This is a genomic window from Delftia sp. Lp-1, assembly GCF_020523835.1.
Taxonomy (GTDB): domain Bacteria; phylum Pseudomonadota; class Gammaproteobacteria; order Burkholderiales; family Burkholderiaceae_C; genus Comamonas; species Comamonas acidovorans.
In genome coordinates, this window is the sequence record NZ_JAJALJ010000002.1 from 38,267 (window position 1) to 51,374 (window position 13,108).

Annotated in this window: 12 protein-coding genes; 7 read left to right on the forward strand and 5 right to left on the reverse strand. The window is 68.1% G+C overall.

The features are described 5' to 3' along the window. Positions 1-71: 71 nt before the first annotated feature. The 3 genes from LGR64_RS16865 to LGR64_RS16875 form a co-directional block, all read right to left on the reverse strand. Positions 72-1,991, reverse strand: a complete 1,920-nt coding sequence (locus LGR64_RS16865) for a M61 family metallopeptidase (RefSeq protein ID WP_141830176.1) — start codon at positions 1,989-1,991, stop codon at positions 72-74. A gap of 128 nt (positions 1,992-2,119) precedes the next feature. Continuing rightward, positions 2,120-2,836, reverse strand: coding sequence for a DsbC family protein (locus LGR64_RS16870; protein WP_096915224.1), 717 nt, complete (start codon positions 2,834-2,836; stop codon positions 2,120-2,122). Positions 2,837-2,982: 146 nt separating this feature from the next. Then, positions 2,983-4,128: an FAD-dependent monooxygenase gene (locus LGR64_RS16875; protein WP_172642969.1), complete on the reverse strand. Its 1,146-nt coding sequence runs from the start codon at positions 4,126-4,128 to the stop codon at positions 2,983-2,985. A gap of 174 nt (positions 4,129-4,302) precedes the next feature. On the opposite strand from LGR64_RS16875, the gene LGR64_RS16880 reads away from it, so the two are divergent. The 7 genes from LGR64_RS16880 (at position 4,303) to LGR64_RS16910 (ending at position 11,110) form a co-directional block, all read left to right on the forward strand. Next, complete coding sequence (locus tag LGR64_RS16880) at positions 4,303-5,169, forward strand: MOSC domain-containing protein (RefSeq protein WP_230356261.1); 867 nt, start codon at positions 4,303-4,305, stop codon at positions 5,167-5,169. A 69-nt stretch (positions 5,170-5,238) separates the two neighbouring features. Next, the gene (gene ychF, locus LGR64_RS16885) at positions 5,239-6,333 is read left to right on the forward strand and encodes a redox-regulated ATPase YchF (protein ID WP_012203464.1); all 1,095 of its coding nucleotides are present in this window, start codon (positions 5,239-5,241) and stop codon (positions 6,331-6,333) included. Between the two features lie 157 nt (positions 6,334-6,490). After that, positions 6,491-7,033: a CbrC family protein gene (locus tag LGR64_RS16890; RefSeq protein ID WP_230356263.1), complete on the forward strand. Its 543-nt coding sequence runs from the start codon at positions 6,491-6,493 to the stop codon at positions 7,031-7,033. Further along, entirely contained in the window at positions 6,934-7,914 is a 981-nt protein-coding gene (locus LGR64_RS16895) for an SMI1/KNR4 family protein (protein ID WP_230356265.1), read from the forward strand. Before LGR64_RS16890 ends, LGR64_RS16895 begins: the two co-directional genes overlap by 100 nt. Before the next feature lie 69 nt (positions 7,915-7,983). Then, the gene (locus tag LGR64_RS16900) at positions 7,984-8,934 is read left to right on the forward strand and encodes an NUDIX hydrolase (RefSeq protein WP_013804059.1); all 951 of its coding nucleotides are present in this window, start codon (positions 7,984-7,986) and stop codon (positions 8,932-8,934) included. A gap of 124 nt (positions 8,935-9,058) precedes the next feature. Then, positions 9,059-9,940 (forward strand): carboxylating nicotinate-nucleotide diphosphorylase, encoded by an 882-nt coding sequence (nadC, locus tag LGR64_RS16905; protein ID WP_230356267.1) that lies wholly within the window; start codon positions 9,059-9,061, stop codon positions 9,938-9,940. 165 nt (positions 9,941-10,105) lie between these two features. Beyond that, the gene (locus LGR64_RS16910; protein ID WP_230356269.1) at positions 10,106-11,110 is read left to right on the forward strand and encodes a tripartite tricarboxylate transporter substrate-binding protein; all 1,005 of its coding nucleotides are present in this window, start codon (positions 10,106-10,108) and stop codon (positions 11,108-11,110) included. A 38-nt stretch (positions 11,111-11,148) separates the two neighbouring features. Here LGR64_RS16910 and LGR64_RS16915 read toward each other — a convergent pair whose 3' ends face one another. Together LGR64_RS16915 and LGR64_RS16920 are read right to left on the reverse strand one after the other, a co-directional pair. Further along, complete coding sequence (locus LGR64_RS16915; RefSeq protein ID WP_230356271.1) at positions 11,149-11,931, reverse strand: 3-hydroxybutyrate dehydrogenase; 783 nt, start codon at positions 11,929-11,931, stop codon at positions 11,149-11,151. 175 nt (positions 11,932-12,106) lie between these two features. Further along, a complete protein-coding gene (locus tag LGR64_RS16920) occupies positions 12,107-13,036 on the reverse strand; it encodes a LysR family transcriptional regulator (RefSeq protein WP_230356273.1) in 930 nt (309 codons plus the stop codon). Positions 13,037-13,108 lie beyond the last annotated feature (72 nt).

Here is a 13,108-nt window from a genome sequence, read left to right on the forward strand (position 1 = left end):
AGTCTCCTGCTGGGGTTGTCGTCGTGATCCTCAAGAATAACCGGCCGGCGGCGCGGGACGGCATGCGCCGTTCACGGCGTGGCAGGCGCCTGCGCAGTGCCCGTGTGCCCGGCCAGCCAGCGTCCAGCGGTCTCCTCGTCCGTGATTTCCAGTCCGAGATTGCTGGGGGCGGGCGCCGCCAGGGTGCCGGATGTGGCAGCTTTTGCATCGCCGTTGTCCGCTTTCTCCACCATGGCGGCGGCCTCGGACAGCAGGCCCGAGCCCCAGGGCAGGGTCAAGGCCAGGATCTGCCGGTCGCGGGCCACCCAGGCGACGATGTCCAGGGCCGTGCCTGCGTACAGCGCCACGTCGTCCAGCCGGGTGATGCGCCAGCGCGCGGGCTGTGCATCCTCGGCGCCGGTGGGCAGCTCGATGGCCAGCCATTCGTCGCCCGCCATGAAGCCTGCGCGCTCGGCCAGGCTGCCGCGCAGCACGGTCTTGATGGTGATGCCCTGGCTTTCCTGCACGCGCAGGCCCAGGCGCTGGGCAGTCTGCGCCGGTTCGGCCTTGGCCTGCACGCCGTGCGCGGCCAGCAGCTCGGCCAGCGGCAGGTCGTCGGTGCCGTGCACCCATTGCGTGATCTCGGGCGCGAAGCTGCGCCCGCCCAGGTCCTGCAGCACGGCCAGCACGTCGGCCTCGCGCATGGGGCCGCCCTGGCAGCGCTGCCACAGCGCGCGCATCACGTCGTCCAGTGTGCTACGGCCTTCGCGGCGCAGTTGCAGGTCCAGGGCCAGTGCGACCAGGCAGCCCTTGGTGTAGTAGCTGACGGTCTGGTTGGGCGTGTTCTCGTCCTGGCGGTAGTACTTGACCCATGCGTCATAGCTGGCCTGGGCCACGGACTGCAGGTGTCGGCCCGGCGTCTGCAGCACCTGGTTGATGGTGCGCGTGATGAGCTTGAGGTACTGGGCGTTGTCGATCAGATCGGCGCGGCGCAGCAGCAGGTCGTCGTAGTAGCTGGTGAAGCCTTCGAAGAACCACAGCAGCTCGGTGTAGTTCTCCTGCCCGTAGTCGTAGCGTGCGAATTCTGCGGGGCGCAGGCGCTTGACGTTCCAGGTGTGGAAGTACTCGTGGCTGATCAGGCCCAGCAAGGTGGTGTAGCCCTCGGCGGCCTTGCGCTCGCCCACGCGCGGCAGGTCGCGCCGGCCGCAGATCAGGGCCGTGGAGTTGCGGTGCTCCAGGCCCCCATAGCCGTCATCGACCACGTTGAGCATGAACACGTAGCGCTGCATGGGTGCGGGCGTGGCCTGCTCGCCCGTACCGTGCCAGAAGGCCAGCACGGTCTCGCAGATCTTGCGTGCATCGGCAATCAGGCGCGCGCCGTCGAAGCTGGGCGCGGCGCCCGCGACGATGAAGCTGTGCGGCACGCCCGCGGCCACGAAGTCGCCACGCCAGAAGCTGCCCATCTCCACGGGGCAGTCCACCAATTCGTCGTAGTGGGCGGCGCGGTACAGGCCCCAGCCGCGCGCATCGGTGTCCACGGCGTCCAGGCCGGTCGCTACCTGCCACGATGCCGTGGCGTCCGACGCAAGCAGTTGCAGCGTGTGCGGCGTATCTTCCTGGCCGTGCACGCGCAGGCACAGGCTGGTGCCGTTGAAAAAGCCGCGGCGGCGGTCCAGCCAGGCCGTGCGCACCGAGCTGTCATAGGCGCAGAACTGGTAGCTGAGCACCAGGGGCGTGTTGGCGTCGCAATCGGCCTGCCAGAGGTTCTTTCCCTGCTGGGCCAGCGCGACGGGGCGGCCGTCCTGCTCGGCAGACAGGCCCTGGAGGTTCTTGGAGAATTCCCGCACCAGATAGCTGCCGGGAATCCAGACCGGCAGCGACAGGGTCTGGCCAGCGGCCGGGCGGGCGATGTGCAGTTGCACGCTGAACAGGTGCGCGTCCACATCAAGGGCCTGCACGCGGTAGTGGATGTCCGCTGCGGCAGTGGCGGTGGCGGCGAGGGGAGAGGTCATTCGGGCTCCTGCAGGTGTGGCCTGGAGGCTGCCCGGGCCCGCTGCGGCGGGCTGGAGCCGGGAAGCTCCGGCCGAGGGGGATCAGGTGGGCGGGCCCGGCGTCCGGCGCCGGGCCCGCCCGGTGGCGGTCAGCGCGCGGCTGCGGCTGCGGCCAGGTTCTTCTCGACTTCCTGGGCGCTGATGGCGCCAGGCACGCGGGTGTTGTTGGTGAAGATGACGGTGGGCGTTCCCGTGATCTTGTACTTGCGGCCAAAGGCCAGGTTGCGCTGCACGGCCGAGGTGTCGCACTGGGCGGCGGCCGGCACCTTGTCGCGCAGCATGTGGTCAGCCCATGCACCGGCCTGGTCCTTGGCGCACCAGATGTTGCGCGACTTCTCGGCCGAGTCGGGGCTCAGGATGGGGTACAGGAACAGGTAGATGGTGACGTTGTCCACGGTCTGCAGGTCGCGCTCGAAACGCTTGCAGTAGCCGCAGTTGGGGTCTTCGAACACGGCCATCTTGCGCTCGCCCTTGCCGTGGACGATGGTCACGGCGTCCTTGAGCGGCAGCTGCTTGAAGTCCACCGCCGTCAGCTGGTTCATGCGGTCTTCGGTGAGATTGCGGCGCGCCTTGGTGTCGATCAGCTCGCCCTGGATCAGGTAGTTGCCCTTGGCGTCCGTATAGAACAGGTCCGTGCCGATGCGCACCTCGAAGAGGCCGGACATGGGCGTGGGGCGGATTTCGTCGATCTTTTCCAGCTGGGGGATGCGCTCGGTCAGCGTCTTGCGCAGGTTGGCGTCCTGGGCGTGGACGCTGAGGCTCCAGGTCAGGCTGGCGGCCGTCAGCAGGCAGGCGAAGAGTTTCATGGCAATGCGGTGGGTGGGCGGGGCCGCGTTCAGGCCGGCCGCGCCGTGGTTGAGGGGGATTGCGCGGCGCGGGGCGCCACGGAGCAGGGGTACGAGTCGCAAAACGGCAAAGGGTTCAACGGCACGGGATCGGCTTGGCTCCAGGCTCAGGCGCCGCTGCGCGGGTCCAGGCCCATGGCCTGGCGCGCCATCCAGTCCTTGAGCGGGCCGAAGCGCTCGAAGCCCTTCATGCCCCAGTTGCGCAGCATCTGCACCGGAACCTCGGAGCGGCTGAACAGCTGCTGCAGCCCGTCCATGGCCAGGCCCATGGGCGCCAGCGCGGCCTTGCGCTCGCGTTCATAGCGGCGCAGCAGGCGCAGATCGCCGGTGCTGCGCCAGTAGCCGCGCTCCTGCAGCACGCGTGCCAGCGCCTGCACATCGCCCAGGCCCAGGTTCAGGCCCTGGCCTGCCAGCGGATGCACGTTGTGGGCGGCATCGCCCACCAGCACCCAGCTGCGGGCCGAGCGCGCATCGCCGTCGGGCATGGAGCCGCACCAGTGGTCGGCCACGGCCTGCTGCAGCGGCCAGGCCATGCGCGGTGCGCTCAGCTCCAGCCGCCCCAGCGCGCCCTGGCTGATGGCTTCCAGCCGCGCGGTGAAATCCTGTGTGTCGGCGGCCAGCCAGCCGTCGGCCAGCTCGCGGGCGATGGACCAGACCACGGCCACGCTGTGGCCTTGCGGGCCGTCCAGTGGCAGCAGGGCCAGGATGCCCTCGGGCGTGAACCACTGTCGCGCCACCTGTCCGTGCGGCAGCTCGCAGTGCAGCCGGGTGGCGATGGCGTGCTGTGCATAGGGCGTGACGGCGAAGTCCACGCCGAACTCGCTGCGCGTGCGGCTGGCGCGGCCCTCGCAGATGGCCGTCAGCGGCGCCGCCACGGGCTGGTCCACCACCTCGACCATGGGCTGGTAGCGCACGGCCTCGGCCAGGCGCTGCTCCAGCGCGGGCACATCGACGATCCAGGTCAGGGCCTCGACATCCTGGCTGGCTGCGTCGAACAGCACATGGCCGTCCAGGTCGCCAAAGACTTCCATTTGCGTCACGGGCGTGGCGTGCTGGTCATCGGGCCAGCAACGCAGGCTGTCCAGCAGGCCGCGTGCGCTGGCATTGAGCGCGTAGGCGCGCACATCGGGCGCGTTGCCGGTCGGCGCGGCCACCACCAGGGCCACGCGCAGCCGTTCCCGGGCCAGCAGGAGAGCCAGGGTCCGGCCTGCAATGCCGGCCCCGCGTATACATACATCAAAGGTTTGCGCCATGGCCGGCATTGTAGGAGTCCGGGCCATGCCGGGGATTCCAACTGGCGCAAACTCCGGCATTGGCATGACCTGCCGCAGTCTGCGTCGCCATCTGGCATATTGCCGCCCATCGCATGGCGCCATTCGCACCATGGATGGCATACACACTCCAGATTTCCCAAAAAGAGCTATCCGATGTTTGACCAAGAAAGAGACGTGCAGGGCCGCATTGCCCAGTTGTGGGTATATCCCGTCAAATCCTGCGCGGGCATCGCGCTGCAAAGCAGCGGCGTCGGCGCCACCGGCCTGGCCTGGGACCGCCACTGGATGGTGGTCGATGCGCAGGGCGAATTCCTGACCCAGCGCGACCATCCGCGCATGGCCTGGATGCGCCCCGAGCTGGAGGCCGGGCACCTGGTGCTGCACTTTCCCCAGCAGCCGCCGCTGCGCATCGCGCTGCAGGCCACGGGGCCGGAGCGTCGGGCGCGCGTCTGGTCGGACTGGGTGCAGGCCTGGGACATGGGGCCGGAGGCCGCCCGCTGGCTGACGCAGGCCCTGGGCACGGACTGCTCCCTGGTGCGCTTCGACCCGGCGGCGCCGCGCCGCACCAGCGAGCGCTGGACCGGGGGCAAGGCAGCGCCCGTGCACTTCGCGGACGGCTATCCGCTGCTGGTACTGAGCCAGGCGGCCGTGGATGAACTCAACCAGCGCCTGCAGGCGGCCGGCCACGCCGCGGTGGACGCACGGCGCTTTCGCCCCAACATCGTGATCGAAGGCCTGGAGGCCCATGACGAGGACCGGGTCGACGGGCTCGACGTGCTCGATGCCCAGGGCCTGCGGCTGCGCATGGCCAAGCCCTGCACACGCTGCCCCATTCCCGACATCGACCCCGTCACGGCCGTGCAGGGCACCGCCGTGGGTGACGCCATCCGTACCTACCGCCAGGACGACCGTGTCGATGGCGCCATCACCTTCGGCATGAATGCCGTGCTGGAAGGCCTGCACGACGGGGCCGAACTGGTCGTTGGCCAGTCCGTGGCCGGCGACTGGCAGTTCGCCTGAAACGACAGGAAATGCCCGGTTGACTAAAATACGGGGTTTGTCCCCAGAATCCCTGTAGAAAGCCCTGCCATGAGCCTCAAATGCGGCATCGTGGGCCTGCCCAATGTGGGCAAGTCCACTCTCTTCAACGCGCTGACGAAGGCCGGCATCGCCGCCGAGAACTATCCCTTCTGCACCATCGAGCCGAACACCGGCGTGGTGGAAGTGCCCGATCCGCGCCTGCAGAAGCTGGCCGACATCATCACGCCCGAGCGCATCGTCCCGGCCATCGTCGAATTCGTGGACATCGCGGGCCTGGTGGCCGGCGCCTCCAAGGGTGAAGGCCTGGGCAACCAGTTCCTGGCCCACATCCGCGAAACCGACGCCATCGTCAACGTGGTGCGCTGCTTCGAAGACCCGAACGTCATCCACGTGGCCAACAAGGTGGACCCCATCGCCGACATCGAGGTCATCCAGACCGAGTTGTGTCTGGCCGACCTGGCCACCGTCGAGAAGGCGCTGAACCGCTACAGCAAGGCCGCCAAGTCGGGCAACGACAAGGAAGCCGCCAAGGTGGTGGCGCTGCTGACCCCCATCCAGGCTGCCCTGGACCAGGGCAAGCCCGCACGCACGGTGCCCGTCTCCAAGGAAGACGCGCCCCTGCTAAAGCAGTTCTGCCTGATCACCGCCAAGCCCGCCATGTTCGTGGGCAACGTCAGCGAAGACGGCTTCGAGAACAACCCGCTGCTCGACAGCCTCAAGGCCTATGCTGAGGCACAAGGCGCTCCCGTCGTGGCCATCTGCGCCAAGATCGAGGCTGAAATGGCCGAGATGAGCGACGAAGACCGCGACATGTTCCTGCAGGAGCTGGGCCTGGAAGAACCGGGCCTGAACCGCCTGATCCGCGCCGGCTTCGGCCTGCTGGGCCTGCAGACCTACTTCACGGCCGGCGTCAAGGAAGTGCGCGCCTGGACCATCAAGGTCGGCGACACCGCCCCCCAGGCCGCAGGCGTCATCCACGGCGACTTCGAGCGCGGCTTCATCCGTGCCCAGACCATCGCCTTCGACGACTTCATCGCCTTCAAGGGCGAGCAAGGCGCCAAGGACGCGGGCAAGATGCGCGCCGAAGGCAAGGAATATGTCGTCAAGGATGGCGATGTGATGAACTTCCTGTTCAACGTCTGAGGCGGCACATGCTGCAGCGGGGCTGCTAAAGCAGCTCCCGCGCTTCTCGGAAAAACCGCGCTTTGCGCGGTTTTTTCTTGCCAGGAACGTTTCATTTCCACACGCTGAGCCGCCATGGACAATGGCGCCTTTCCCTTGGGGAAAGAGAGACCTTGAAATGGACCGCCCGCATTTCAGATTCCATCCCGGTGCCTACGAAACCGTGTTCGAGCAGGAAGAGGGTGTGTGCTCCTGCTGCGGACAAAACCGCAGCCTCAAATACGAAGGCCCTTTCTACAGCCAGCAAAGCCCCGACTACCTGTGTCCCTGGTGCATTGCCAGCGGGCAGGCTTGCGAGACATACGACGGCGAATTTGTGGGATACACCGATATCGAAGGCGTGTCGCCTGATCCGGCCGACCCGGAACCCGCCATCGCCAGGGAACTGCTGCTGGAGATCGCGCTGCGCACGCCCGGCTACAGGGCCTGGCAGCAGCCCGTGTGGCTCACGCACTGCAACGCACCCTGTGTCTTCCTGGGTCACGCCGACAGGCAGGCCGTCGAGCCTTTCCTCGCTGAAGTCCTGCCCGACATCGAAGGCAGCTACAGGAACGATGCGCAGTGGATGCTGGAGCGCATGTCCACGGACGGCATGATTTCCGGCTGTCTTTTCCGGTGCGTGCATTGCGGCAGGCATCGGCTGCATATGGACGTGGGATGAATCCAATGACCACCTACGCCAATCTCTCCATCCAGACCGGCATTGCGCTGCCGCCGCTGTTGAGCGACCTCCTGGCATCGGGAAAGACCGTCTACGGTCCGGATTGGGCTGATACCTGGCGCCAGCGCTGCCTGCAGGACCCACCCTTGTTCATGAGTTGGCAGGACTTCGAATGGATAGATGCCGAAGCCAGCCGGGAAATCATCGAGGGCTGGCTTCATCCTGGCGCACAGAACGGCCGGAGCTTTCTGCCATTCGCCCAGTCGGGCGCCGGCGATGCCTGGTGCCTGACGCCGCTGGACACGCATGGCGTGGGCGTGGCGCTGGTGTTGCACGATGACGAGGCCAGCAGTGTTTCGCACGCCTGCTTCGATGACTTTGTCTGCGCGGGATTTCTGCAGGCCTTTGCGGACCTGAGCGATCAGCTGGATGAGTTCTCGCAGTCGGAGGCCTTGCAACTGTTGCGGGCCGATGTCGCACAGACCACTCGCTTCATGACGCAGGAGTTGGGTGACTATCTGCAGGATTTCTGCCGGCGCCCCTTGGAGATCAGGCCTTGGCGCGACGGGCCCCGGGCGCGTGTTCGCCAGGTGGCTTCATTGATTTCACAAGATGAACTGGCGGCCGAACTGGACCGGCTGCCTGCCGTGGACCTTTCCTTTCCCGTCGTGGCGCGCTGGGAGGTGCGTTCGGTGGAGGAGGGAGACGCGCGGCATGGCCCTGCGCCAGAGCCCGCAAAGATCGACTGGCGCACCCTCGCCGCCGATCCCCTGCAGAAGATGGCGGCCATCAGGGCCTGTCAGAGCGAGCATGGCTGCAGCCTGGGACAGGCCAAGGCCATGGTGGACCAGTACATCGGAAGCTTGGACCGCCCTGTGTGAACGCGGGCAACCCGGCCCCTGCAACCCACCATAATCACCCATCCCGCCAACCGACCGCCCCTTACCTTCGTGCCCCACCCCACCAGTCCCGCAGCCTCTCCCATCCATGCCGAACTCGTTGCCGTGCTGGCGGCGGTGACCCAGGGTACGCCGCGCGTGCTGACCACGGCGGACGGGCAGTTGCTGCCGGCGGGGCCGTTCGAGGTGGGGCACCGTTCGCTGCAGGCCGGCCTGCGCGCCTGGGTGGAGGAGCAGACCCATCACCCGCTGGGCTACATGGAGCAGCTCTACACCTTTGCAGATGGCGATCGCACCGATGCCAGCGGGGCGCGCGTGATCTCGGTCAGCTACCTGGGGCTGACGCGCGAATCCGCGGACCGCAGCGCGGGGCAGGCCGTCTGGCAGGACTGGTACCGCTACTTTCCCTGGGAAGACTGGCGCGGCGGCGAGCCGGCCCTGCTGCGCTCGCACATCGCTCCGCGCCTGCATGCCTGGATGGCCGAGGCGCGCGGCGCCCAGCGTGCGCTGCGGCGCCAGCGCGCGGACATCGCCTTCGGCCTGGACGGCGGGCCCTGGAACGAGGACATGGTGCTGCAGCGCTACGAACTGCTGTACGAGGCCGGACTGGTGCAGGAGGCGGCCCACCGCGTCCATGGCGCGGCCGCCATGCTGCCTGGCGAGGCCATGCACCACGACCACCGCCGCATCCTGGCCACGGGCATGGCGCGGCTGCGGGCCAAGATCAAGTACCGGCCCGTGGTCTTCGAGCTGATGCCGCCCGAGTTCACGCTGCTGCAGCTGCAGCAGACGGTGGAGGCCCTGGCCGGGCGCGGGCTGCACAAGCAGAACTTCCGCCGCCTGATCGAGCAGCAGGATCTGGTCGAGGAAACCGGCCAGCTCACGGTGGGCTCGGCGGGCCGGCCCGCCAAGCTGTTCCGCTTTCGCAGCGATGTGCTGCTGGAGCGGGCCATCTCGGGCAGCAAGCTGCCCCTGGCCAAGGGCATCGACGGTTCCCCCTGAGCCGCACGGCACTTGCCCGATTGTGTCAATGGCTTGACAGCACTTATGCTCGTATCTAGCATAAGTTCCTCGCTCAAGCCCGCAAGGCCGCGCGCCACATTTTTTTGATCTACATATACTCAAAATGAGCATTAATATTGCCAATGCCCTCAGTGCCCGCCTGCCGGTACCGCCGCTGCCCGACCTGATGCTGGAGCCGCTGGTGCGCTCGGCCCTGCTGGAAGACCTGGGCCGCGCGGGCGACCTGACCACGGATGCCATCGTCCCTGCCGACGCACAGGCCGAACTGCGCCTGGTGGCGCGCCAGGAAGGCGTGCTGGCCGGGCTGGACATGGCGCGGCTGGCGTTCCGTGTGCTGGATGCGCAGTCGCGTTTCGAGCCGGTGCTGCGCGATGGCAGCGAACTGGCGCCCGGCCAGGAGATCGCGCGCATCCACGGCAGCGCGCGCGCCATCCTCACGGCCGAGCGCGTGGCGCTCAACTACCTGTGCCACCTGAGCGGCGTGGCCGCAGCCACGGCATCAATCGCGCGGGCCATCGCCGACACGGGCGCACGCGTGACCTGCACGCGCAAGACCATGCCGGGCCTGCGCGCGCTGCAGAAGTACGCGGTGCGCGTGGGCGGCGGCAGCAACCACCGCTTCGGCCTGGACGATGCCGTGCTGATCAAGGACAACCACATCGCGCTGGCCGGCGGCGTGGCCGAAGCCCTGGCCCGGGCGCGCGCAGGCGTGGGCCACATGGTGCAGATCCAGCTGGAGGTGGACACGCTGGAGCAACTGGAGGTGGCGCTGTCCCTGGGCGTGGAAGTGGTGCTGTTGGACAACATGGACCTGGACACGCTGCGCACGGCCGTCTCCATGGCGCGCGGGCGCGCGGTGACCGAAGCCTCGGGCCGCATCACGCCCGAGACGGCGCGCGCCGTGGCCGAGACCGGCGTGGACCAGATCGCCGTGGGCTGGATCACGCACAGCGCCCGGGTTCTCGACATCGGCCTTGACACCTGAAATGAGGCACCCCCTGAGCCGCTGCGCGGCTTCCCCCTCTCTCGCTGCGCGGGAGGGGAACGACACCCTGGCTGCGGGGCGGCGCGGCCGGCTTAGGCCCTTGCTCGGTGTCCCTGAGTTGGGCTGCGCCGGTTTTTTTGCACCTAGCCCAGTGGAGCAGTTGCCATGTTTTTTGAAGGGCGTACCTTGAAGCGACGGAGACTCTGGACGCTGGCGGCCTGCGCGCTGCTGGCTGGCGCATCGGGGCTGTGGCTGGCGGCGCCGGGCAAGGCCGGCACGCGCCTGGAGCGGCCCATCACCATCGTCGTGACGTTTCCGCCGGGCGGCGGCACGGACCTGCTGGCGCGGCGCCTGGGCGAGCAGCTGCAGCAGCGCCTGGGCCAGACCGTGGTGGTGGAGAACCGTCCCGGCGCCAGCGGCAACATCGGCGCCCATGCCGTGGCCCAGGCCGCAGCGGACGGCAGCACCTTGCTGATGGCCAACAGCTCGTTCGCCATCAACCCCGGTGTCTACGAGCGCCTGGACTTCGACCCGCGCAAGGACTTCACGGCGGTGTTCAACGCAGGCTCCATCGCCTCGGTGCTGGTCGTGCCTGCGGACAGCGCGCTGCAGACGCTGGAGGATGCGCTGGCCCAGGCGCGCCAGCAACGGCCGCTGCTGTTCGCCTCCTGCGGCAACGGCACGCCCCAGCACCTGGCCGGCGAGATGCTGGCCCGGGAGGCGAAGCGCTTTGTGCAGCATGTGCCCTACAAGGGCTGCGGCCCGGCCATCACGGCCGTGGCGGCAGGCCAGGTGGCGGCGGGCATGGTCACGGCCAGCAGTGCTGCGGCCATGATCGCTGCAGGCCGCGTGCGCGCCCTGGCCGTCACGGCGCCGCAGCGACTGCCGCAGCTGGCCGGCGTTCCCACGGTGGCCGAGCGCGGCCTGGCGGGCTTTGCAGTGGAGCAGTGGCACGGCCTGCTGGCACCTGCCGCCACGCCCCAGGCCACGGTGCAGGCATTGCATGACACGCTGGAGCAGGCGCTGGCCGATCCCGCCGTCAGCGCTGGCTTGCGCGACCAGGGCTACACCCTGGCGCGGCAGACACCGGGCCAATTCCAGGCGCTGATCGCAGCCGACATCGACCGCTATGCGGCCGTGACCCGGGCGCTGGGCCTGAAGGCCGATTGAAGGCCGATTGAGGGCCGATTGGGTGGCCGACTGGCGACTTACTGCATGAACCAGCCGTGGCTGACCACCAGCGACTGGCCGGTCAGCGCATTGCTGGGAAAGCCCGCGAACAGCAGGGCCACGCGGGCCACGTCCTCGGTGGTGGTGAACTCGCCGTCCACGGTTTCCTTGAGCATCACGTTCTTGATGACCTCGTCCTCGCTGATGCCCAGCGTGCGGGCCTGCTCGGGAATCTGCTTGTCCACCAGCGGCGTGCGCACGAAGCCCGGGCAGATCACATTGGCGCGCACGCCGTGCTTGGCGCCTTCCTTGGCCACGGTCTTGGCCAGCCCGATCAGGCCGTGCTTGGCCGTGACATAGGGCGCCTTGAGCAGCGAGGCCTCCTTGGAGTGCACCGACCCCATGTAGATCACGCTGCCGCCGCGGCCCTGCGCATACATGTGCTTGAGGCAGGCGCGCGTGGTGAGAAAGGCGCCGTCCAGGTGGATGGCCAGCATCTTCTTCCAGTCGGCAAAGCTGAATTCCTCCACCGGATGCACGATCTGTATCCCGGCATTGCTGACCAGGATGTCGATGCCGCCGAAGGCCCGGGCGGCCTCCTCGACCGAGGCGTTGACCTGGGCCTCGTCGGTCACGTCCACGGCCACGCCCATGGCCTGCCCTCCCGTGGCGCGCAGCTCGGCCGCCGTGGCGTCGGCTGCCTCCTTGTTGAGGTCGGCAATGACGATGCGCGCGCCCTCGCTGGCAAACAGCGTGGCGATCTCCTTGCCGATGCCGCTGGCCGAGCCGGTGATGAAGGCGACCTTGTCCTTGAGTTGCATGGTGAGTCTTTCCTGGAGAGTGGATGAAACAGGCCGGTGCCCATCTTCGGCGCGGCCGGCCGCGTGCCCTTGTCGGCGCAGGGACCAGTCTGGCGCCGGTTTCTTAGACGAAACTGAGTCGGCAGGCCAGGCTAGTGTTGGCAGCCCGCAAGTCATGCCCGTGACGGCCGGCCCTTCAGGGCGTGGCGGCCTCGCGGTGCCGGGGCTGCTGGAATAGCTCGCAGACCAGTTCGCGCAGCCAGCGCTTGGCCGGTTCCTGTTCGAAGCGCCAGCTCCAGTGCAGCGACACGTCGAAGCGGTGATCGGGCAGGTCGGCATCGCGCACCGCATAGCCGCCGCGCTCGACAAAGCCGGCTGCGATCTCGGCCGGCATGATCACCGCCAGGTCGGTCTTGCCAACGATGGAGGGCACGGCCATGAAATGCGCGGCCGACAGGCGGATGCGCTCATCGAGCCGCAGCGCCTGCAGAATGCGCAGCGTCTCCGAATGCGAGCGCACCGCCGCGAAATCCAGCTGGCGCAGCGTGGCCAGCGCCAGTGGCGCGTCTTCGGGCAGGTGCGCCAGTGCGGGGTGGCCGCTGCGCAGCAGCACGCCGTAATGGTCGGACAGCAGCACGGTCTGCCGGGTCCGCGTGCCACCCGGCAGAAAGCCGATGGCGATGTCCAGCGTGCCCCGGTCCAGCGCATCGGCAATGCCGTCCAGCGGCATGGGCAGGGTCTCCAGCTGCACATGCGGGGCGCGCTGGTGCAGCGCCTGCATCAGCGGCGGCAGAAAGCGCGCCTCGCCGATGTCGCTCAGGTGGATGCGAAAGCGCTGGCGCGCCTGCAGTGGCTCGAAGCTCTGGGCCTCGGACATGGCGACTTCCAGCACCTCCAGCGCCTGGCGCACGGCCAGCGCCAGGCGCTCGGCGCGCGGCGTGGGGCGCACGCCCGCGTGCGCGCGCTCGAACAGCGGATTGCCCAGCAGCAGGCGCAGCCGCGTCACGGCCTGGCTGGCGGCGGGCTGGGACATGCCCAGCTCCTCGGCCGCGCGGCTGACGCTGCAGTGGCGGTACACGGCGTCAAAGACGCGCAGCAGGTTGAGGTCCAGGTTCTTGATATCCATTTGGTGAATATCTCTTAGATGGTTTATTCAATTGCTGGAAATCATAAGCGCCTGCACCATGGGCGCCGATTT

What these genes read in the sequence shown, in the direction of transcription:
- LGR64_RS16875 (WP_172642969.1), bottom strand. Translation starts at nt 4,128, where the DNA reads ATGGCGCAAACCTTTGATGTATGTATACGCGGGGCCGGCATTGCAGGC.
- LGR64_RS16910 (WP_230356269.1), top strand. Translation starts at nt 10,106, where the DNA reads ATGTTTTTTGAAGGGCGTACCTTGAAGCGACGGAGACTCTGGACGCTG.
- LGR64_RS16890 (WP_230356263.1), top strand. Translation starts at nt 6,491, where the DNA reads ATGGACCGCCCGCATTTCAGATTCCATCCCGGTGCCTACGAAACCGTG.
- nadC (WP_230356267.1), top strand. Translation starts at nt 9,059, where the DNA reads ATGAGCATTAATATTGCCAATGCCCTCAGTGCCCGCCTGCCGGTACCG.
- LGR64_RS16870 (WP_096915224.1), bottom strand. Translation starts at nt 2,836, where the DNA reads ATGAAACTCTTCGCCTGCCTGCTGACGGCCGCCAGCCTGACCTGGAGC.
- LGR64_RS16865 (WP_141830176.1), bottom strand. Translation starts at nt 1,991, where the DNA reads ATGACCTCTCCCCTCGCCGCCACCGCCACTGCCGCAGCGGACATCCAC.
- LGR64_RS16920 (WP_230356273.1), bottom strand. Translation starts at nt 13,036, where the DNA reads ATGGATATCAAGAACCTGGACCTCAACCTGCTGCGCGTCTTTGACGCC.
- LGR64_RS16915 (WP_230356271.1), bottom strand. Translation starts at nt 11,931, where the DNA reads ATGCAACTCAAGGACAAGGTCGCCTTCATCACCGGCTCGGCCAGCGGC.
- LGR64_RS16880 (WP_230356261.1), top strand. Translation starts at nt 4,303, where the DNA reads ATGTTTGACCAAGAAAGAGACGTGCAGGGCCGCATTGCCCAGTTGTGG.
- ychF (WP_012203464.1), top strand. Translation starts at nt 5,239, where the DNA reads ATGAGCCTCAAATGCGGCATCGTGGGCCTGCCCAATGTGGGCAAGTCC.